The 19,260-nt window shown below is 59.3% G+C and carries 20 protein-coding genes and 1 tRNA gene; 9 read left to right on the forward strand and 12 right to left on the reverse strand.

Going from position 1 to position 19,260, the window contains the following annotated elements:
* Positions 1–67 precede the first annotated feature (67 nt).
* The gene (locus U5G49_RS06665; protein ID WP_130716127.1) at positions 68–736 is read left to right on the forward strand and encodes an HAD family hydrolase; all 669 of its coding nucleotides are present in this window, start codon (positions 68–70) and stop codon (positions 734–736) included.
* Positions 737–834: 98 nt separating this feature from the next.
* Positions 835–911 (forward strand) — tRNA-Pro (locus U5G49_RS06670).
* 187 nt (positions 912–1,098) lie between these two features.
* Here U5G49_RS06670 and U5G49_RS06675 read toward each other — a convergent pair.
* Entirely contained in the window at positions 1,099–1,731 is a 633-nt protein-coding gene (locus tag U5G49_RS06675; RefSeq protein WP_018241538.1) for a class I SAM-dependent methyltransferase, read from the reverse strand.
* Between the two features lie 551 nt (positions 1,732–2,282).
* Between U5G49_RS06675 and U5G49_RS06680 the strand changes: the two genes are divergently transcribed.
* A complete protein-coding gene (locus tag U5G49_RS06680) occupies positions 2,283–2,501 on the forward strand; it encodes a hypothetical protein (RefSeq protein ID WP_193445070.1) in 219 nt (72 codons plus the stop codon).
* 6 nt (positions 2,502–2,507) lie between these two features.
* On the opposite strand, the gene U5G49_RS06685 is transcribed toward U5G49_RS06680, so the two are convergent.
* Positions 2,508–2,753, reverse strand: coding sequence for a DUF982 domain-containing protein (locus U5G49_RS06685; RefSeq protein WP_018241540.1), 246 nt, complete (start codon positions 2,751–2,753; stop codon positions 2,508–2,510).
* Between the two features lie 179 nt (positions 2,754–2,932).
* On the opposite strand from U5G49_RS06685, the gene U5G49_RS06690 reads away from it, so the two are divergent.
* Positions 2,933–3,148: a hypothetical protein gene (locus U5G49_RS06690; protein ID WP_018069423.1), complete on the forward strand. Its 216-nt coding sequence runs from the start codon at positions 2,933–2,935 to the stop codon at positions 3,146–3,148.
* Between the two features lie 3 nt (positions 3,149–3,151).
* On the opposite strand, the gene U5G49_RS06695 is transcribed toward U5G49_RS06690, so the two are convergent.
* From U5G49_RS06695 to U5G49_RS06715, 4 genes are all read right to left on the reverse strand, one after another.
* Positions 3,152–3,301, reverse strand: coding sequence for a hypothetical protein (locus tag U5G49_RS06695; RefSeq protein WP_018241541.1), 150 nt, complete (start codon positions 3,299–3,301; stop codon positions 3,152–3,154).
* A gap of 58 nt (positions 3,302–3,359) precedes the next feature.
* On the reverse strand, positions 3,360–3,653 hold the full coding sequence (locus tag U5G49_RS06700) for a helix-turn-helix domain-containing protein (protein ID WP_018241542.1): 294 nt from the start codon (positions 3,651–3,653) through the stop codon (positions 3,360–3,362).
* An 85-nt stretch (positions 3,654–3,738) separates the two neighbouring features.
* The gene (locus U5G49_RS06705) at positions 3,739–4,920 is read right to left on the reverse strand and encodes an ROK family transcriptional regulator (RefSeq protein WP_018241543.1); all 1,182 of its coding nucleotides are present in this window, start codon (positions 4,918–4,920) and stop codon (positions 3,739–3,741) included.
* 553 nt (positions 4,921–5,473) lie between these two features.
* The gene (locus U5G49_RS06715) at positions 5,474–6,088 is read right to left on the reverse strand and encodes a GNAT family N-acetyltransferase (RefSeq protein ID WP_130718830.1); all 615 of its coding nucleotides are present in this window, start codon (positions 6,086–6,088) and stop codon (positions 5,474–5,476) included.
* A 177-nt stretch (positions 6,089–6,265) separates the two neighbouring features.
* Between U5G49_RS06715 and U5G49_RS06720 the strand changes: the two genes are divergently transcribed.
* The 3 genes from U5G49_RS06720 (at position 6,266) to U5G49_RS06730 (ending at position 9,455) form a co-directional block, all read left to right on the forward strand.
* The gene (locus U5G49_RS06720) at positions 6,266–7,603 is read left to right on the forward strand and encodes an extracellular solute-binding protein (RefSeq protein WP_028733645.1); all 1,338 of its coding nucleotides are present in this window, start codon (positions 6,266–6,268) and stop codon (positions 7,601–7,603) included.
* 125 nt (positions 7,604–7,728) lie between these two features.
* Positions 7,729–8,622 carry a carbohydrate ABC transporter permease gene (locus U5G49_RS06725; RefSeq protein ID WP_026230847.1) on the forward strand — a complete coding sequence of 298 codons (894 nt, stop codon included), beginning with the start codon at positions 7,729–7,731 and terminating at the stop codon, positions 8,620–8,622.
* Positions 8,622–9,455, forward strand: a complete 834-nt coding sequence (locus U5G49_RS06730) for a carbohydrate ABC transporter permease (RefSeq protein WP_018447497.1) — start codon at positions 8,622–8,624, stop codon at positions 9,453–9,455. Before U5G49_RS06725 ends, U5G49_RS06730 begins: the two co-directional genes overlap by 1 nt.
* Before the next feature lie 27 nt (positions 9,456–9,482).
* Here U5G49_RS06730 and U5G49_RS06735 read toward each other — a convergent pair whose 3' ends face one another.
* From U5G49_RS06735 to U5G49_RS06750, 4 genes are all read right to left on the reverse strand, one after another.
* Positions 9,483–10,727, reverse strand: a complete 1,245-nt coding sequence (locus tag U5G49_RS06735; protein WP_193445071.1) for an O-antigen ligase family protein — start codon at positions 10,725–10,727, stop codon at positions 9,483–9,485.
* Positions 10,724–12,286 carry an undecaprenyl-phosphate glucose phosphotransferase gene (locus U5G49_RS06740; protein WP_193445072.1) on the reverse strand — a complete coding sequence of 521 codons (1,563 nt, stop codon included), beginning with the start codon at positions 12,284–12,286 and terminating at the stop codon, positions 10,724–10,726. Before U5G49_RS06740 ends, U5G49_RS06735 begins: the two co-directional genes overlap by 4 nt.
* Positions 12,287–12,359: 73 nt before the next feature.
* Positions 12,360–13,529: a glycosyltransferase family 4 protein gene (locus tag U5G49_RS06745; protein ID WP_193445073.1), complete on the reverse strand. Its 1,170-nt coding sequence runs from the start codon at positions 13,527–13,529 to the stop codon at positions 12,360–12,362.
* Positions 13,530–13,532: 3 nt separating this feature from the next.
* Positions 13,533–14,108, reverse strand: a complete 576-nt coding sequence (locus U5G49_RS06750; RefSeq protein ID WP_018241551.1) for a polysaccharide biosynthesis/export family protein — start codon at positions 14,106–14,108, stop codon at positions 13,533–13,535.
* A 190-nt stretch (positions 14,109–14,298) separates the two neighbouring features.
* On the opposite strand from U5G49_RS06750, the gene U5G49_RS06755 reads away from it, so the two are divergent.
* Positions 14,299–16,467, forward strand: a complete 2,169-nt coding sequence (locus U5G49_RS06755; RefSeq protein ID WP_193445074.1) for a GumC family protein — start codon at positions 14,299–14,301, stop codon at positions 16,465–16,467.
* A gap of 6 nt (positions 16,468–16,473) precedes the next feature.
* On the opposite strand, the gene U5G49_RS06760 is transcribed toward U5G49_RS06755, so the two are convergent.
* Both U5G49_RS06760 and U5G49_RS06765 read right to left on the reverse strand, forming a co-directional pair.
* Positions 16,474–17,712 (reverse strand): GNAT family N-acetyltransferase, encoded by a 1,239-nt coding sequence (locus tag U5G49_RS06760; RefSeq protein ID WP_193445075.1) that lies wholly within the window; start codon positions 17,710–17,712, stop codon positions 16,474–16,476.
* A 119-nt stretch (positions 17,713–17,831) separates the two neighbouring features.
* On the reverse strand, positions 17,832–18,041 hold the full coding sequence (locus U5G49_RS06765; RefSeq protein ID WP_018241554.1) for a DUF2842 domain-containing protein: 210 nt from the start codon (positions 18,039–18,041) through the stop codon (positions 17,832–17,834).
* Positions 18,042–18,156: 115 nt separating this feature from the next.
* Between U5G49_RS06765 and U5G49_RS06770 the strand changes: the two genes are divergently transcribed.
* Positions 18,157–19,260, forward strand: a complete 1,104-nt coding sequence (locus U5G49_RS06770; RefSeq protein WP_018241555.1) for a COX15/CtaA family protein — start codon at positions 18,157–18,159, stop codon at positions 19,258–19,260.

Here is a 19,260-nt window from a genome sequence, read left to right on the forward strand (position 1 = left end):
ATGTCCCAGCGTCCTTTGCGCGTCTTCAAAGACGAGCGGCGCGCTGTGGACCCGCAAGGAAACGCCCGTGCCCGCTCTCCATGACATCCTCGACAGGTCCTACGATGCCTTCCTTTTCGATATGGACGGAACGCTGCTGAATTCCATTGCCGTTGTCGAACGCGTCTGGAGCGAATGGGCAAGACGCCACGGCTTCGAGCCGGAGGTCTTCCTGAAGACGATCCATGGCATCCGCGCCTCCGACGTTATCCGCGGGCTCGGCCTGCCCGGCGTCGATCCGGCCCACGAGGCGGATCTGCTGCTCGCCGAGGAAATGCAGGATGTCTCCGGCATCGTCGAGATCCCCGGCGCCGTCCGCTTCCTCTCCGCCATCGCCGAGGGCAGGTGGGCAATCGTCACTTCGGCGCCGATCGAGCTTGCCAGGCGCCGCATGGCCGCCGCCGGCATCCCGATGCCGAAGGTCATCGTCAGCGGCCAGGAGGTCAAATCAGGCAAGCCCAGCCCCGAAGGATATCTGCTCGGCGCAAGCCGCCTCGGCGTCGATCCGAAAAAATGCCTGGTCTTCGAAGATGCCGTCGCCGGCATCCTCGCTGGCGAAGCTGCCGGCGCCGGCGTTACCGTCATCACCGAAACCCACGCCACACCCTTCGAAACACCGCATTTTTCGATCGCCAACTACCAGGCATGGCAGCCAATCCAAACCGCCGAAGGCCGGCTGAAGCTCGCCACGATCTGACCATTCCGGCAAACTGCTTCCTTTTTGTTGGAGGCGAAGTTTTTCCGCTTGCATTGCACGCGCTGAAAAACTAAACGAAGCAAGCCGTTTCGGCAGGTCGGGGCGTAGCGCAGCCCGGTAGCGCACTTGACTGGGGGTCAAGGGGTCGCTGGTTCGAGTCCAGTCGCCCCGACCATTTATCCCCTTGAAATCCCAGTCAGAATCTCATTTTTTTGCGTCCCGCTAGCGGCGGAAACGGAACGAGACATAGGCAGAAATGCTGAAACGGGAACCGAACGTCCCGAACGACAATGTCATTTGTTCATGTTGCAGGCGAGCTATAGCGCCGCCATTGCAAACGGCGGCGGGCCTTGGGGCCGCCTTCAGTGCGGTTTCTGAGCGATCGCGATCATCGATTTCGCCAGCAACGGAATTCTTCCGACATATTCGAATTCGACGTCTTCGAAGCCAGTTTCGACCAGCAGCGTGCTGAGCGTTTCGGGAGACCAGAATTTGATATGGCCATGGTCCTTGAGGGGCATAAAATGGTCGTCCATCTTTCCGCTCACGGCCAGAGCCAGATTTTTCCAGTAGCCGTGGAAAGGCGTCGATACGACCGCGATGCCGCCAGGCTTCACCAGATCGTAAATGGTGGTCGAGAAGGCCTTGGGATCATAGACATGCTCCACCACCTCGAGACTGATGACCGCATCGAAGGTTCCATACCGGCTGGAAAGATCTTCGTAACCGGAACCGATTTCCAGCGAAAGATCAGGGTGGGCCGTTCTCGCTTTCGCGATGCCGTCCTGGGAGGGATCGACGCCGACGACGTCATAGCCTTTTTCCGCAAGCACGGCGGCAGCACCGCCGGTGCCACAACCGAGGTCGAAGACTGCGGTTTCATTTGCCTCCTGGAAACTGTTCTCGAGAACATCGACAACGGCCGGCAAAATATAGGAATGGGCTGTCGCCGGCTTGGCGTGTACATAGGTAGTCGCGTCTAGTTCGATAGACATTTTACCTCCTGAAAATCTGAAGAAGTGAGCCGCCACCGCAATGGTAGGGCGGACTTTGACGGGAGTGTGGTGTCGTTGTGGTATTAAGGTGATTAACACCGAAGGCGTTCGCGGCTACTTAGGCTAAGGGAGCGCCCGCCGTTTGGCTGTACCGACTGCGCGCGACATCCTCCAACGCGCCCGACGCCCGCTCCATCGGGATCCCGAAGCTGATTGACAGGGTGCCGAGAAGATGCTGAAAACGGGCCGCATTCGGGTTTTCCGCATTCTCGTGGCCCAAGGGGCCGCTGCATCGGCTCCGGCCGCGTCGACCATTTAAAATAAATAAGGCGATGAAATACTCTTTGAGAGTGCATCGCAAATAAATCCTTTAGTTCTTTTTGGTACTCCCTCAGTGGGGGAGGCGGTATTTGTTGCCTTTTGTTAAGGCTATACCCAGTTTTGAAGTTATCAACCCAATTTTGGATTGAAAAAAATCTGAAACCTCTTCGCATTCTCGCGAATATGTGTAGATTAACATTATCCCGATCACAGATAGCCTAGTCGAGCGCATGGCGGATATGAAGCACAATCTAACTTGCAGGCAGAGCCTCGCCAGCGCGTTCCAGGCACTGTCGGACGAGGCCGTCAAAGCCGGCTGGTCGGAAGGCGATGTCGCCCTCGCGCTTGCCGAACTCGCCGAGGAGCGGGTGATTGAGATTACTGCCAAGGTGATCATGGAAGGCTCCATCCATCCCCAACGAGTCGCCGCGGGCGGGAGCAACAGCTAACCCCTGTTACACCAGCAATCCTGCCGTTTTCGCTGCCGTGATAAAGGAAGTCTGTGCTGCGCGCGGGCTGCACAATCCGTCGAGCGCATCCAGGCAGTGCTGGCGCGCAACTCGATAATCGCGCCCACGCTTGCTCGGCCACCGTTTCAGATATTCGGCGGCCTCCCAGACGGTGGAAACGATCAGGCTGCTGTTTGGAGAAACGACCCGGACGGGGGAGGGAAAGCGTTTTTCACTCACATCTGCACTCATGGATTCCTGCTACAAAACGCGGCCACAACGCGTGGGACAAAATTTTGTTCCAAATTTTGTCCCACGGGAATTTGCGCAGTTGCTAAAGTTCAGGCCCTCGCGCATAATGACTTTATGACGGTTGCGGAGGGCGGCCGGCGATCCAAGCGTGGATGCGTTTGCCCTCGGAGGATTGCGGCATGATGTTACGGTCATCAATTCATCCGCATGATTTACCGCTATTTTCGGAAGATCTCGATCTGCTTTCACAAGTGCTCGACAAGGTCTGCGATGAACGCGGCCTCGTCAAAACGACGCCGGAGGCCGAGCGGATTGGTGCGGTCATCATTCAGCTCTACAGGCAGGGCGTGAAGGACGGCGGCAAACTCGCCGACCTTGCAAAAACCTATCTTTGAAGATCAGTTCTGTTCGATCGAGACACCGTTCTTACCGATGCTCATCTCGATCCCCTGCGGCTTGTTTTCCTCGTGGAAGATATAGGCGCCGAGGCCGATGACGGCGACGACAAGAACGCCGATGATGACGTAGAGACCATTGCTGCGATTCAAGAGATTGCCCCCGATATGTTATGGGACAGCAAAACGCTCGGGCGACCGATTGGTTCCGTCAGTCGTCGTTGGCGGCGTTGAGGTTTTCCGGTCGGATGCCGTCATCGCTGGAACTGCGTGCGCGTAACCGGATGCCGGGGCCGCCTTCATCCTGATTGCCGCTCGACAGGAAGATAATGCCGTTCGCCTCGAGCGTGCTGCGCACATCGAACAGCGCGTGCGGCTCGCCCGCGAATTCGCCGTTTTCCAGCGCTGTCACGGTCTCGACCGGCAGCCCGCTGGCGGCGGCGAGCTCTTCGATGCTCATTCCGATCATGGCGCGCGCGCCGCGTATCTGCGTTGCTGTTATCATGATCGAAAATCTAGCGCATTTCCAGCGCTTCTCAAGTGGCCGCGCTGTCACGTTGGCCGGTTTCGCTTCCTAAGGCACACACTCTTCAAACTTCCCTCAATTTTACCCCAAATAGATCGTCATGCATGCGCTCGACCGCGATTCCCATTCCTCCCATGAGGGCGGCCCGGTTCCCAAAGCGACTGATCTCGATGCGCGGCGGATAAGGTGTGCAACGCGGCAGGAAACCGCGGATGGCGTTTACGAGTTCCGGTCTTGCGCCGATGCTGCCACCGGTGATTACCAGTTCAGGATCGAGTGCCGCTCCGATCGCAGCAATGGCGACTGCGACCAGCCTTGCCGTCTCTTCGATTGCGGCCACGGCGCTTGTTTCTCCCGCATTAAACGCGGCGAAGAGATCGGCCACGGTGGATGCATTACGCCCGCCGAAACCGACGTAGCGGCGCAACATAGCGACGCTGCCGACCGCACTCTCAAAGGTTCCAAGCGTAAATCCACCAGGATCAAAAGCATCTCCACCGATCGGAAGATAGGCGATTTCACCGGCCGCCCCACGCGCGCCGCGCAACAGAGTTCCGTTGGCGATGATGCCCATGCCGACGCCCGTGCCGAGAGCAACGAAAGCAAAATTGCTGGTTTCGACACCGTGTCCCCGCCATTTCTCCCCTTGCGCGGCCAGGTTGACGTCATTTTCAACGATCACGGGTATCCCCATTCTGTCGCTGAAGACTTGCCGCAGATTTATTGCGTCGATGCCGGGGATGCTTGGCGCTACGTTGATATGTCCGGTGGCCGGATCGAGCACACCGGGACTGCCGAGAACGACGAGACGAAGTTTGTCGGCAGTCGTCCCGGCCGCAAATGCGAGTTCCACGATAAGATCACTGAACTGATTGACGAGATGCATTCCGCCGCGCGGATCGGTGGATACTTTGGTTTCAGCAACCACATTCCCTAACAGATCGCAAATAGCCGCAGCAATCTTGGTGCTCCCCAGATCGATAGAGACGGCCAGTCCCGCCCTGGCATTGATTTCATAGGTGATCGCATTCCGGCCCGGGCGACCATCAGTCTGCCCGACTGGTTTCAGCCATCCGTCATCCTCGAGGTCGCGCACGACATCGGAAATCGTCTGCTTTGACAAGCCGGTCAGCTTGGCAATATCGGCGCGAGAGATCGATCCGTTCGCGAACACGGTTCGGATGACGGCATTGGTTGAAATTTTTCGTGCGATCGGAGTCTGTGCGACAGAAGATGTCATTGCCATCCGGCTAGCTCAGTCCAATTAGTTCGGAGCACATACTTAATGGGGGCGGTATTGAGTTGGCAATTATCGCGACTAACCGGAATTCAATACATCGAAGAAGGCAATTTGTCTATGTCCTTGACAAATGGGAGGCCAGCTGTAGGCTTGAGATTAACGTGCGATGAAAATGCGCGATGAAATAAAGAGGGTCGAGTAGAAGTATGCGCCATACGTATCGTCTGGTTAGCCGTGCGCCCGTCAAGATCGCCCGAAGAAGAATTAGGCTAGGTTTAGCTAGCTCTTTCCTCTTTCGCGTTCCCCCGACTCCTTGAACCTGGCTGCCGAGGATTTGTTCATGATGAAGCCCTCGATTGATGGACAGCTTTCCGCCGAGCAACCTGTTCTACTGCCGATGATGGCACCACGCCTTCAGGCGAACGTTCATCCAGATAGGTACGCTGATCTCGCCTTGTGGGGAGCAGGCAGCTCTGGGCGTGTGAGATTTTCTCCAATCAAGGGTCCTTATACCTACGAGACAGGGCCTTGCCGTGCCTCGCAGAAACCAGGAAGTACTTCAACCCAATGCCTGGTCAATCCGCATAGCAAAGGCGACGGAGCCATCGCGCTCGAATTCGGAAAAGCCAAGGTGACGGTAGAAACCTTTGGCGCGTTCGTTGTTTGGGTCGACACCGAGATGCACGGCTCCGACCCCGCGGCTTCGAAGCGCTTGAAGCTCCGTGCCGATCATCCTGCGTCCCCAACCGCTTGCCTGAAGTCCGGGAAGGATGTTGATGTGAAGATGCGCCGGATACTGGTCTTGAAGCCACGCCGTTCCGCTGCGCGGATTTTGAATTCGTTCCATCACGTCGGCGTCGCGCGGACGGGTGGGTGCCAGTCCCGCAACCTGCTGGCGGACGAACGGCCACCAGTTTGTCTGCAAGTCTCTGTCGAACCCGCCGGTGTCCGGTACCCCCACGACGTAGCCAACCGGCTGGCCGTCCTGAACGAGAACAAAGGCAAAGTCTTGGGCGAACTTGAGGTAGGGTACCGACCAGATGTAGCCGGGCAGATGCGGGTCGCTATAAAGCGTGCTGGCATCATGACCGCCATTCGCGGTTTTCAGGCAGATGTCGAAAAAGGCGTCGATATCCGCTTCAATCGCGGGGCGGATGAAGCAGCTGGTGTCCATCACTTTGCCACCTCCTGCGTGGCGCTTTGTCATTTTAGGTCGCGAGAGGTGCGGATGCATTGACGATTACCTCAGATTCGCCAGCCAGGCAAAGCTCTGGGGGAAGAAAACGTTCGGCCGGTGCTTGGCGCAAGGCCTGAGCGGAGAGTGGAGAATAAACCAGATGAGGTGGAGCAGATGAAAAGAACTGTGAAATCGATCAGCATACTGCCGGCATACGGATTGAAAGCAGCTGTCGCGCTTGCTGGCGCGGCGCTTCTGAGTTTTGGCCTTTCGGCAGCCGCGCGCGCTGACGACCTGGCCGTGTGGGATGACCAAACCTATGAAGGCCAGAGTGCGGTCATAGAGCAGCTTAACAAGGACTTCGAAGCTGCCCATCCCGGCGTCACTATCAAACGCACTGCCCGCACCTTTGATGACATGAAGCTGACGCTGAAGCTTGCGGTTTCAGCGGGTGATGGCCCTGTCATCACGAAGGTCAACCAAGGTGCCGGTGACATGGGGGCGATGGTCAAGGAAGGATTGCTCCTGCCGGTCGACGACTACATCAAACAATATGGCTGGGATAAGCTCCAGTCGGATTCCGTGCTTGCTCGAGACCGCTGGGAGGATGGAAAATTTGGGGTCGGTAAGACCTACGGCATCTCCGGCCTCGGCGAGATCGTTGGCCTCTTCTACAATAAAAAGATCCTCGCCGATGCAGGAGTAGCGCTGCCGCAAACCTTCGAGGAGTTCCTGGCCGATCTCGACAAGCTGAAGGAAAAGGGGGTTCCGCCCTTCATGATGGGCTCGGCAAAGCAGCATCTGGCCCTGCATATGATCGGCGCCATCGACCAAGCGCATATCGACGCGAGCAATCGCGCCGAACTTGACGATCTGATCTACGGCCGAGGCGGCTCCTGGAACACCAAGGGGAACATCGAATCCGCCAAACTCGTGCAGCAGTGGGCACAGGGCGGTTATTTTTTCCCTGGTTTCGAAGGCATCTCGGGTGACGACGCCGTCCAGCTTTTCATTTCCGGACAGGGCGCGTTTCTTATCTCCGGGACCTGGTATTTCGGTGACATGCAACACAATCCGGATATCGGCTTCATGGCCATCCCCGCCCCGAAAGGCATTTCCAAGCCCATGAGTGTCGGGGGTGTGGATCTTGCCTGGGCGATAACGAGCCTTGCCAAAACTAAGCCAACACAGGACCTAGCCGGCGCATATATCGACTATATGGTTTCAGAGAAGGCTGCTGAAACCTGGGCCAATGCTGGCTATCTCCCGGCAACTTCGCTCGCGGCTGACGCGAAGCCAAAGCTCACGCCGCTCCTCAGCTCCGGCATCGAAATGTGGAAGACACTCAACGCAAACGACGCTCTCGGCCATTACCCCGATTGGTCGAGCCCAACGATGCTGAAGACAATAGACGACAACACGCCGCTTCTTCTGTCCGGCAATATCACCCCCGAAGCCTTTGTCGATGCCATGGACAAGGATTATCAGGCGTACCTGAAGGACAAGAAATAAAGACTGCGGGCGCAGGTCACGGCCGTCCCCTGCGGTCGTGGCCTGAGTCTCGTCGATCCAAATAAATGAGCACTGTGATCGGCTTGCTGCGTGATGATCACAGTTTTGGCTTTATGGAGTACTGGATGAAACGCTCCGCACTTGATGGCTCGCAACATACCAATTTTATCTATTTATTGCCTGGATTGCTGTTCTACGCGGCTTTTGTCTTTGGACCGATCCTCGCGGCTTTGGGTTTGAGCCTGACCAGCTGGGACGGCTTGAGCATGCCCAAGTGGGTTGGTTTGGGCAATTACGCCGATCTCTTTTCTGACAGTCGTTTTTATATTGCCTTGCGTAACAATGCCGAGCTTATGATCTTCTACTGTGTCCTGCCGCTGGTGCTCGGTATAGCTCTTGCTGCTTGCGTCTGGAATCTGAAGCAACGCGAACAACTCGCCCTGCGGACCTTCTTGTTCCTGCCTTATATCATGCCGACTGCCGTGTTGGGCATCATCTGGGCATGGCTCTACAATCCTGCCTTTGGCCCGTTCAATCAGTTTCTGAGAGCGGTGGGGTTGGGCGCATTCGCGCTGCCGTGGCTGGGCGATTTCAATTTTGTGCTCCCCGCGGTCGGGATCGTTGCCACATGGTATTTCTTCGGTTTTTGCATGGTCATCTTCCTGACCGGAATTCAGCGCATCGACCCGTCTCTTTTCGACGCTGCCAAGGTCGATGGCGCTTCGGCGCGAAAAACCTTCTTCTGGATAACGCTGCCGCTTCTATTGCCTGAAATAAGGGTGGTTTTGCTTCTGACGGTCATAGCCTCGATCAAAAGCTTCGACCTGATTTTTACAATGACCCGGGGTGGACCAGCCAACGCTACGCTTGTGCCGAATATCTACATGTATCAGCTCGGCTTCGAGCTTAATCGGTTCGGCGCCGCAGCGGCCATCGCCATTGTGGGCGCGATACTCACATTCGTAATCAACTATGCAATTCACCGATTTGTAGGATCGCAGCATAAAGGATTGGCTTGATGGGCCGTTCATTTAACATTTCCGCCGGTCCGCTATTCCTCCGTATTGTCCTCTGGCTTCTTGCTTTCGTCACGATCATCCCCTTCCTGCTCCTGCTTCTAACCTCAATAAAGAGCAAGGCTGACGTTCTGCAGGGTGCATTCGCGTTGCCGGCGTATCCACATTTCGAAAATTACGTCGATGCCTGGAATGCCGGACATTTCAACATTTACTTTTGGAATTCGATCATCGTTGTCATACCCGTCGTCGCTGCAAGCGTCTTTTTGGGCCTGCTGACCGGCTTTGCCTTCGCATACCTGTCATTTCCGCTGCGGCGTACGCTGTTCGCTATCCTGACGCTCGGCATGATGGTGCCGGCGGAAGCCTTCATCATCCCGCTTTATTATGAAATGCGGTATCTCGGACTGATCAATACCTATGCGGCTCTGATTGTGCCGCAGATCGCGATGTCGATACCATTCTCAACGATCTTCCTCGCCAGCGCGATGCAGCAGCTGCCGGAAGAAGTTCTCGAAGCGGCGGTTCTCGATGGCGCCGGACGCTTCTATATCCTGCGCAAGATCGTTATCCCCCTCATGGTGCCGGCAATGTCGACGCTGGCGCTGTTTCTGTTCATATGGACCTGGAACGAGTTTCTCATTCCGTTCATTCTGGTCAATGACGACGCTTATCGGACGCTGCCCCTCGGCATGCTGTTTTTCCAAGGGCGTTATACCGTCAACACGCCGGTTTTGACCGCCGGCGCGGTGATCGTGATTTTCCCACTCATCGTGACTTATCTGGTTTTCCAGCGACGGTTCATCGCCGGCCTGACAGCGGGAGCGACGAAATAGACAGCCGATGCTGTCGGCGGCAAGACCTCATGCCGCGCCCCTCGCTCTTCGCTCGCGCTTGTGGCGCACTTCCAGTGCCGCGCAGCCCCAGACCGTGCCAAGCAGCAGATAGACATGGCGCCAGTGGTCGATGTCGATGACGTTGCCGATTGTCGCATGGCCGAGAACCGAGATCCAGGCGATCATCAGGAAGGGTTGCCACGGCCGGTCGAGCAGCAGGTTTCGAAAGCCGAGAGCCAGCGTCCAGAGAAGCATGCCGACATAGCTGACGAAGCCCAGCCAGCCATAGGTGGTCAGCGATTTCAGCCAGATATTGTGCTCGTCTTCGGGAAACATCGTGCCGAACACCAGCGGGCCGATACCGAACGGGCGCTCCATCATCATGGTGAAGCCGATCCGGTGGCGCTCGAAACGGCCGAGATGTTCGCCGTCATATTGCTGCACCAACTGGGCGCGCGCCGAAAACAGTTCGGCGACCTTCGGGATCTGCAGTGCCACCAAGAGCGAGGCGACCAACATAATGATCGCCGCCAGCGACAGGACCAGGACTCGCAAGCGAAAGGCGCCGCTGCGCTCCTTCAGCAGCATGATGAGGATCAGCAGCGCCACGCCAAGCGCGAAGAGCCCCCAGGCGGCACGGGAAAAGGAGAGGAAGATGCCGAGCGCAAGCACGAGCAGGGCCGCGGCCTTCAGCGGCGATTTCTTCAGGTCGCCGGCCAGGATGCCGTGGATGAGATAAAGGGATGGCGGCACCAGGAAGGGGCCGAACACGTTGGGGTCCTGGAAGGCGCCCTTGGCGCGGTCGTAGAGCGTGAAGACTTCCGCGCCCGGAAAGGCATGGAAATAGCCGAGTATGCCGAGCGCTGAGGTGGCGACGGCGGCGAAGGTCCAGGCGTTGAAGATCAGCGGCAGCCGCTTGTGGCTGTCCTCGATGATCGCCGCGTAGAAGACTGCCGTCAGCGCCAGGAAGGTCGACACCGCGATATACATCGGCCCCGTCGCCAGGTCCTTCATCTGCGTCAGCGACAGCATCCCGCCGATATTGAAAGTAAGCAAAAGGGCGAGCAGCGGCGCCACGCCGCGCGAAATCCTTAAGCCCAGGATGAACCAGAGGCCGATCAGCCCCGCCATCCAGAGTTCATAGGGCGCCGGCTCGTCGATCACGAAGCCGGAAAGGAAGACGCCGAAGGCGACAAAGGCCGAGCCGATCAGGCGCAGCGTCATCCGCTGCGGCTGGGCGACACGGGAATATGTCGCCTCGATCGCGCTCAATAGGCGTTTTCCGTGTTGAGCAGCCGGATCGGCGTCAGGAACAGGATCTTGAGATCGAACCAGAGCGACCAGTTCTCGATGTAATAGAGGTCGTAAGCGGTGCGGAACTTGATCTTCTCGTCATTGTCCACTTCGCCGCGCCAGCCGTTGATCTGTGCCCAGCCGGTGACGCCGGGCTTGACGCGGTGGCGGGCGAAATAACCCTCGACGACGTCGCCGAAGGCGCGGTCGCGCGCCTGGGCGAGAACGGCATGCGGGCGTGGGCCGATCAGCGAGAGATCGCCTCTCAGCACGTTAAAGAGCTGCGGCAGTTCATCGATCGAGGTCTTTCGGATGAAGCGGCCGACGCGGGTGACGCGCGGATCGCCCTTGGTCACCGCGGCCTTGCCCGTGGGATCGGCCATGTTGGTGTACATCGAGCGGAACTTGAAGACGTTGATGATTTCATTGTTGAAGCCGTGGCGCTTCTGCATGAAGAAGACCGGGCCTTCCGATGTCGCCTTGATGGCGATCGCGGTCGCGACCATGATCGGCCAGAGAAGCGCAAGCGCGACGAGCGCGAAGAAGATGTCGAAACCGCGCTTGGCGACGGAATCCCAGTCGCGGATCGGCTTCTTGAAAATATCGAGCATCGGCACCGAGCCGACATGCGAATAGGCGCGCGGCCGGAAGCGCAGCCGGTTGGCATGCGCGGCAAGGCGGATATCGACCGGCAGAACCCAGAGCTTCTTCAAAAGGTCGTAAATACGGGCCTCGGCCGACAGGGGCAGGGCGATGATCAGCATGTCGATGCGCGTCAGCCGTACGAATTCGACGAGTTCGGCCACGGTGCCGAGTTTCGGATAACCGGCGACCATGATCGGCGAGCGCTTCTCGCCGCGGTCGTCGAAGATGCCGCAGATGCGGATGTCGTTGTCGGCCTGTTGTTCGAGGACGCGGATCAGGGCCTTGGCCGGCTCGCCGCCGCCGACGATGACGGCGCGGCGTTCCATGAGGCCGTTGCGCGCCCAGTTGCGGATGCCGTAGGCGACGAGGAAACGCTCGGCCGCAAGGAAGAGCGCGCCTGCGGCGAACCATGGAATATAGGCGTCGACCATCGCCCATGTGGTGCCGCGAATGAGCGCGAACAGCCCGACTGTGAGGAAAAGCGCGAATGTCCACGAGGCGACGATGCGCGGCATCAGCCGCAGCTTCGCCCGAAGCGCGGGAATGGTGTAGGTGTCGGCAAGCTGCAGGCTGATGACGGTCAAGGCCGAAGCGCTCGCCGCCATGCCGGTCCGCATCAGCAGGGAATCGCTGCCGTCGCCGGGCCAGAAATAGTGGACGATCAGGGCGATCGCGAAGAGCGCCAGGAATTCCAGCAGCCGCAATTGCCCGATGATGATGGCAGGCGAATTGGTTCCGTCGCGGAACTGTTCGGCAATCTGCCGGGCATAGGGGTTGATTTCGGTCGGGTCGGAAGGCTTCTCCTCACCCGTGTCGCCGCGCACCTCGATGTCGGAGACCTGCTTGCGCAGCGCTTCGACGTCGAATTGATCGCCTTTTTCCAGCTTGTTCATGGGGCCAGCTTGTTCATGGGGCATCGTCGCTCGTTGTCAGCAAGCGAAGTACCAGAAAGCCCCTAAGAAATATTTACGAGGCGACGGGCATTGCTTGGCTGGCAGCCGGGTTGACGAGCTCATGATACAATTTCAGGACATCGCGTGCCATGACGGCGGATGAAAACACCGCCTTCACCGCCTCGGGCTTCGGCATCGTCCTGGCGTGCCAATCGGGCGTGCTCAGCGTTTCCGCCATGACGCGGGCGAGATCGTCGGAATTACCGGGCTCCACCAGGGCTGCGCTGTCGGCGCCAAGCACCTCGGGAATGCCGCCGACACGGCTTGCGATGATCGTCTTGCCGGCGCCGAGCCCCTCGAGCACGATGTAGGGCATGGCTTCGGCGCGCGAGGGAACGACGAGGTTCTGCGCCATGGAGAAGGCTTCGTGGACCCGCATTGCCGGCAGCATGCCGATGCGTTTGCCAAGGCCGCGTTCGACCATCATTTCGCGGTAGCGGTCGCGATCCGGCCCGTCGCCGATCATCAGCGCCGACAGTGGCCTGCCGAGCAGCCGTTCCGTTTTGGCGAAGGCATCGACAAACAGATCGGGACCCTTGAGGTCCCGCAGCATTCCCACATAGATGAAATGCACGGCATCCGAGCGGGTCGGGATCGGCTCGAAATCGCGCTCGCCGATGCCGTTGTAGATCAGTCTCGTCTTCGTCCGCGGCCGCCCGACCTTGCGCGCGTAGGTATCGCGCTCATATTCGCAGATGAAGACCAGCGCATCGGTGAAATATTCCTGCAGGCGCTCCATCTTGAGGACGAACTGTCCTCCGAAGGAGGAGCGCGAATAATGCAGGCTTCCGCCATGCGCGGTATAGAGGCGGGCTACGCGATACCTGTTCACCCGCAACGCTGAGCCGGCAAGTCGCGCGAGCACGCCGCCCTTGGCGCCGTGTCCGTGCAGCACATCCGGCCGCAAACTTTTGATTTTCTTGTATGTGTCCCACATCGTCGCAATGTCGGACGGGCTGATCGAACGCCGGATTGGCACGCGTGTCAGGCCGAGCGAGAGATAGGGACGGATATCATCGAACAGGCTGTCCTCGTACTCGCCGCCGGTCGAGCTGTCGCAGAGGATGCCGATTTCATGGCCGGCCTTGCTGTGTTCCTCGACGAGATCGCGGACATGGCGGAAAATTCCGCCGACCGGTGACCTGAAGCAATGAAGGATGCGGAGCGGCTGCTGTTTTTCCATCGCTCAGAAAAGCCGTTCGCGAACGTAGATCGTGTCACCTGCGATGATCGGCCCTGATATATTGATGCGGCCGGTCAGCACCTGTCCATTGATCTTGCGCGTGACATCGACCATGCGCTGGTTGGCGCGGCTGGTGAAGCCGCCGGCAACCGCAATGGCATTCTGCACTGTCATGCCGGGAACATAGGCATACTGGCCGGGCTGGCCGACTTCACCCATGATGAAGACCGAACGATAGCGATCGACATCGATGGTGACGTCGGGATCGCGAAGATAGCCCTGCTGCAGTTTCTGGGCTATCTGTCCCGAGAGTTGCTGCAGGGTTCGGCCGCGGGCAGGGACCTGGCCGATGAGCGGGAAGGCGACATAGCCGGCCTGATCCACCGTATAGGTGTTGGTAAGGCTCTGCTGGTCGAAGACGGTGATGCGCAGTCGATCGCCGCTGTCCAGCGTATAAGGCTGAATAGTCGCCTCGTTGAAGGCCTTCGGCGCCGGCTTGTACGTCGTGCAGCCGCCCAATGCTGCCATCATGGCTGCAAGGCTCAGGGCCAAAAGGATCTTGGGCTGGACGACAGACATCCGCTTGTGCTCACAAAAATGAACTCGGTGCAGTCGTTATCGATCCGTTAGGGTTAATGCCCGGTAAAGGGCGCTTGCAATTTCCTGGTTTCCTCGATCGATCATCACTCATTTCTCGGCGAGATCGCCATTAACCGTTGAGTTACCATGGTCGTTTACGCTTACGGCACCTTTGTTGTGGAGTAAGAGCATGTCCGGCGTGGCTCGTGATCAGGATGTGGACATCGACCTCGGCCAGTTGGTCCGTGCGGTCTGGGCGCGCCGTCTGCGGATTTTGACAATCACCCTCCTGGGGGCGGGCGTCGCCTTTGCCGGCGCCAAAATCATGTCGCCGCAATATCGCAGCGAAACACGCATCCTCATCGAACCCCGAGCGCCGGCCTTCGCCAGCACGCAGCAGATCAATGACGCCAGCGCCGGTCCGCTGATGGATGAACTGAACATCGCCAGCCAGGTGCAGCTTCTGCAATCGGCCGATCTCCTCAAGAGGGTCATCAACGACCTGAAGCTCTATAACCTGCCGGAATTCGACGATGCCGCCAGCGGCTCGGCCATGAGCAGTATCCTGGTGAAGCTGCACCTGAAGAAGAACCCGTTGGAAAATCCGCCTGAAGAGCGCGTCATCGACGCCTTCGTCGAGCGCCTGCAGGTCTATCAGGTGCCGGGTTCACGCGTCATCGGCATCAATTTCACCTCCAAGGACCCCAAGCTCGCCGCCGCCATTCCGAACGCCATGGCGAATGTCTACCTTTCGACCCAGAGCGGCGCCAAGCTCGATTCCAATTCCGAGGCGACCCGCTGGCTGGAGCCGGAGATCGAAGGCCTGCGCCGGAAGGTCAGCGAAGCCGAGAAGAAGGTCGCCGAATACCGCACGTCGCACGGGCTGTTGCAGACGAACGGCACGACCACTTTTCCGGCCCAGCAATTGAACGATATCTCCGCCGAGCTGACCCGCGTGCGGGGCGACAAGGCCAATGCTGAGGCGAGGGCGCAGGCGGTGCGAAACGCACTGTCTTCGGGCGAGGCCTTCGATACGCTGCCCGACATCATGTCCTCACAGGCGATCCAGCGGCTGAAGGGGACGGAATCCGGCCTGCAATCGCAGATCTCCGATCTGCAGACCAGCCTTCTCAACAATCATCCACGACTGAAAAGCCTGCGTGCTCAGCTCTCGGATATCCGCAGCCAGATCCGCCAGGAGACGCAGAAGATCCTGGCAAGCATCGAGAACGAGTCCAAGGTCGCGGATTTGAGGGCGAGCGAACTCGAGCGACAGTCGGAGACGGTGCAGGCCACTAGCGCGCGCGCCGGTGAGGACGAGGTCGGTCTCAATGCGCTGGAGCGTGAGGCAAACGCCCAGCGTCAGTTGCTCGAAACCTATCTGGTGCGCTACCGCGAGGCCGCCTCCCGTGCCGACAGCAATTCGAGCCCTGCGGATGCGCGGATCGTTTCCAGGGCTGTTGAGCCGGTCGATCCCTATTTCCCCAAGGTGGTGCCGATCGTTGTCGTCGCTGCTGTCGCGACGCTGATCATGAGCGCCATCGTCATTATGCTGACCGAACTCTTCAGCGGCCGGGCGCTCCGCCCAGCAGATGCGACCCCGGAGGCAATCGAGGCAGAAGCGGTCGTCGAGGAGAAGCATGTGCCGCAGGCTGCTCCGATTGCCACTCCCGCCAGAAAACCCGTTCAGCCGAGCATGCTCGCCGTTGTCGCGGACGAAGAGTATGCGACCGAGGACGCGGAGGCTGCCGAGGAGGCGCCAGAGGATGAGAATGAATTCTCCGTCGCCTCAGTTGCAGACTATCTGACTGGCAGCCGCGCGCCGCTGGCAATCGCCATATCTCCGACTGGTGACAATGGCTCGGCGGCGACGGTTTCGCTAACCCGCATGCTCGCCGACGCCGGCCGCCGCGTCATCCTGATCGACATGACCGGTTCCGGCTACCCCACAGAACTGATGGCCGAGGACCAGGCCGCCCTCGGCGTCACCGATCTGCTTTGCGGTGAGGCCGCCTTCGGCGATACGATCCACGGCGACCGCCTTTCCGATGCCCATCTCATCCCTCAAGGCCAGAGCGACGTGCGCCGCGCCATGCGCGGTGTCGACCGGCTGTCGTTGCTGCTCGATGCGCTCGCCGCCGCCTACGATCTCGTGGTGGTCGAATGCGGTTCGGCCGATGTCGCTGGCGTCTCGCGGCTGACGCGCAGCCGGGACGTCGAGATCATCCTTTCGCTACCTGAGGTCGAGGAGACCATTTTCGTTGCACTGATGACGGAATTCCAGGCCGCAGGCTATGAGCGCGTCGTGCTGATGTCGGGCGGCGAGGGGGCCGAGCAGACGCTCGGCCGGGCGGCCTGAACGGGATCAACCGATCCGTGCCCGGATGCCCTGGGCGAATTTATAGAGCTTCGGGCGCGCCTTGATATGCGCCTTGCCGCGGGTGACGATCCGGTGCGCGGCGCCGGCGATCACACCGAACGGCGAGACCGGCAGCACCACGTCGTAGTGTGGGGTCTCGACCGGCGCCCAGGAGCGCTTGTAGGTCTGGTCGCCGAGGCCGAAATCAAACAGCGCGACACCCTTGCCATGCAGTCCCGAAATGGTCTGCCAATAGAGGAATTCGCCGGGGCTCGTATCCGGCACGAGTTCTTCATTGATCGCGCCGAACTGGCAGATGATGTGGTCGCCCTTGCGCGAAATACCTGAAATCGCTGCGATCTTACCCTCATGCCCGTCCTTGAGCCGGAGTACATGCATCTGCAGCCCGAAATACTGCTTGCTGTCATCCAGCTTGTCGAGCAGGCCGTGCAGAAAGGCCTGCGTTTCCCTGTCGGCGAAGACGTCGGGCAGGCCGAGGTTGGCGAAGCGGGCGCTCTTCAGGCAGAAGAAGATATCGAGCAGGCGGTGCTGTTCTTCCGATGTCCCGGGAATGAGGTATTCGAAGCCGCCGGCCGCCTCGAGACGTTTCGATTGAACGCGGAATTTCTTGCGCCGGTTCTTGGCGTTGAGCTGCTTCAGCGTTTCCTCGAACGTGGGAAAGAACGGCAGCTGGTAGGCATGATTCTGGTTCTGCACCATCGGCAGCCCCGTGAGCGGGGTCTGTCGCCCGCGCCATTCCAGCGGAATGTTCTGCAGCAGCAGCAGATCGGCCCGGCCCTTGAGTGCCTGCTGAAGCTGGCTGGCGAATTTGCCGGCGTCGATGGTTCCGCCGCTTTCTGCAAAACTCTCGGAGAACAAGCCGGTATTGATGTTGCTGTGATCGGCTGCGATGAACTTCGCGACCGCGAGCCCCCGGGACTTGACGATTTCGACCGGCAGAATGAAAGCCGTCTGGTCGGCATGGGTGCCTTTGAGGATTGCAAGCGGCCGCTGGAAGGCGCTCACCCAGGCGGTGCACCAGTCGTAGCTCTGATGCAGGGACTGGAGATTGTCGCGCTCCAGCGCCCGCCACTCATCCTCCAGCGGCTGCATCGTATCGAAGACTTCGATGTCGATTTCGGCCATGGCGAGTTTCATGCTCAACTGGCGCAAGCGCGAAATGGCCGCTTCGGCCAGCGCCTTGTCGGACGGCTGTTCATGGACATCGAGCTTTTGCGTCTGCACGGTTTTCTCCGGTCAAGAATGCTGAACGGGAAGGTAGGTATGCCAGACGTATATTTGGTTTAACCGCACGCGATGGACGAGGTTTTCCGCGGATCACGGTTATTCGGCCGTTAATGGCCCTACTTCTGCGGCGGCCCGGCCATCCATTTGATGAGCACCATCGCCGGCAATACCCAAAGCAGGCCGGTGAACAGGAAGTAGAGCAAGTGTCCCCACCAGGGCGCGTTGCCGAGCGTTGCCACCGCGATCGTATTCGCCACCAGCGCATAGACGAGCACGAGCACGATGATCAGGATTGTGCCGATGAATTTGCGGAGGCGGATGGGCATCGGCTATCTCTTGCAATGGATGGGTCGAACCGGCGCGACGGCATGCCGCAAAGGTTCGGGGCTTGTTTTGCATGAGCCGGTGGGGCAAATCAACTGCCGGATAGAAGGAGATATCATGGCCGTCGCAAACCCGACCACGGAACAGGCGATCCTGAGCGAAGTGCGCAGGCAAAATCGTGACCGCCGCGCCTTGCGTCTCTGGCTCGGTTTCGTGCTATTGGCGCTCTTCTGTCTCGTCCTCGTCGGCGGCGCCACGCGGCTGACCAATTCCGGCCTGTCGATCACCGAATGGAAGCCGATCCACGGCGTCATTCCGCCGCTGTCGGCTGCCGAATGGGAGGAGGAATTCCGCCTCTACCAGCGCATTCCCGAATTTCAGCAGCTGAACAATTCCATGACCGTCGATGAGTTCAAAGGCATCTTCTGGTGGGAATGGGCGCACCGGCTGATCGCCCGCGGCATCGGCGTGATCTTCGCGCTGCCGCTCATCTATTTCTGGCTGACCGGGCGGATCGAAAAGCGTCTGCGCTGGCCACTCGTCGGCATCCTGGCGCTCGGTGGCCTGCAGGGTTTTATCGGTTGGTGGATGGTGTCCTCGGGCCTTTCCGTCCGCACCGACGTCAGCCAGTACCGGCTGGCAACGCATCTCGTCATGGCCTGCCTGATCTTTGCCGGCTGCATGTGGATCATGCGCGGTCTCGCCAGACATTCCGATGATCCGGCGCCGGCACGAAGCTCGCGCGGTTTTGCCGCCGCGATCGCCATTTTCGCGCTGTTCCAGATCTATCTCGGCGCGCTGGTGGCTGGGCTCGACGCCGGTTTTTCCTACAATACCTGGCCGCTGATGGATGGCGCCGTCATCCCCTCCGATCTGTTGATCCAGCAGCCCTTCTGGATCAATGCCTTCGAGAACCCGAAGACGGTGCAGTTCATCCACCGCATCGGCGCCTATACCCTCTTCGCATTGACGCTGATCAACATGGTGATCGCCCTTCGCGCAGCACCTTGGACCACCCATGCACGCCGCGCCGTCCTGCTCTTCGCGCTGGTGACGCTGCAGGCGGCGATCGGCATCGCCACGCTGCTGATGCAGGTGCCGCTTCACTGGGGCCTGCTGCACCAAGCCGGTGCGCTGGTGGTTTTCGGTTTCGCCGTCGCCAATTGGCGCGGCTTTTACGGCGAATATCCGCATGGGACGATGATCGCCGAACGCGATTGA

This window comes from Rhizobium indigoferae (genome assembly GCF_034554815.1).
Lineage (GTDB): Bacteria > Pseudomonadota > Alphaproteobacteria > Rhizobiales > Rhizobiaceae > Rhizobium > Rhizobium leguminosarum.

What these genes read in the sequence shown, in the direction of transcription:
- U5G49_RS06730 (WP_018447497.1), top strand. Translation starts at nt 8,622, where the DNA reads ATGGGCCGTTCATTTAACATTTCCGCCGGTCCGCTATTCCTCCGTATT.
- U5G49_RS06685 (WP_018241540.1), bottom strand. Translation starts at nt 2,753, where the DNA reads ATGAGTGCAGATGTGAGTGAAAAACGCTTTCCCTCCCCCGTCCGGGTC.
- U5G49_RS06755 (WP_193445074.1), top strand. Translation starts at nt 14,299, where the DNA reads ATGTCCGGCGTGGCTCGTGATCAGGATGTGGACATCGACCTCGGCCAG.
- U5G49_RS06750 (WP_018241551.1), bottom strand. Translation starts at nt 14,108, where the DNA reads ATGTCTGTCGTCCAGCCCAAGATCCTTTTGGCCCTGAGCCTTGCAGCC.
- U5G49_RS06715 (WP_130718830.1), bottom strand. Translation starts at nt 6,088, where the DNA reads ATGGACACCAGCTGCTTCATCCGCCCCGCGATTGAAGCGGATATCGAC.
- U5G49_RS06705 (WP_018241543.1), bottom strand. Translation starts at nt 4,920, where the DNA reads ATGGCAATGACATCTTCTGTCGCACAGACTCCGATCGCACGAAAAATT.
- U5G49_RS06770 (WP_018241555.1), top strand. Translation starts at nt 18,157, where the DNA reads ATGGCCGTCGCAAACCCGACCACGGAACAGGCGATCCTGAGCGAAGTG.
- U5G49_RS06680 (WP_193445070.1), top strand. Translation starts at nt 2,283, where the DNA reads ATGGCGGATATGAAGCACAATCTAACTTGCAGGCAGAGCCTCGCCAGC.
- U5G49_RS06700 (WP_018241542.1), bottom strand. Translation starts at nt 3,653, where the DNA reads ATGATAACAGCAACGCAGATACGCGGCGCGCGCGCCATGATCGGAATG.
- U5G49_RS06675 (WP_018241538.1), bottom strand. Translation starts at nt 1,731, where the DNA reads ATGTCTATCGAACTAGACGCGACTACCTATGTACACGCCAAGCCGGCG.
- U5G49_RS06690 (WP_018069423.1), top strand. Translation starts at nt 2,933, where the DNA reads ATGATGTTACGGTCATCAATTCATCCGCATGATTTACCGCTATTTTCG.
- U5G49_RS06740 (WP_193445072.1), bottom strand. Translation starts at nt 12,286, where the DNA reads ATGAACAAGCTGGAAAAAGGCGATCAATTCGACGTCGAAGCGCTGCGC.
- U5G49_RS06745 (WP_193445073.1), bottom strand. Translation starts at nt 13,529, where the DNA reads ATGGAAAAACAGCAGCCGCTCCGCATCCTTCATTGCTTCAGGTCACCG.
- U5G49_RS06720 (WP_028733645.1), top strand. Translation starts at nt 6,266, where the DNA reads ATGAAAAGAACTGTGAAATCGATCAGCATACTGCCGGCATACGGATTG.
- U5G49_RS06765 (WP_018241554.1), bottom strand. Translation starts at nt 18,041, where the DNA reads ATGCCCATCCGCCTCCGCAAATTCATCGGCACAATCCTGATCATCGTG.
- U5G49_RS06725 (WP_026230847.1), top strand. Translation starts at nt 7,729, where the DNA reads ATGAAACGCTCCGCACTTGATGGCTCGCAACATACCAATTTTATCTAT.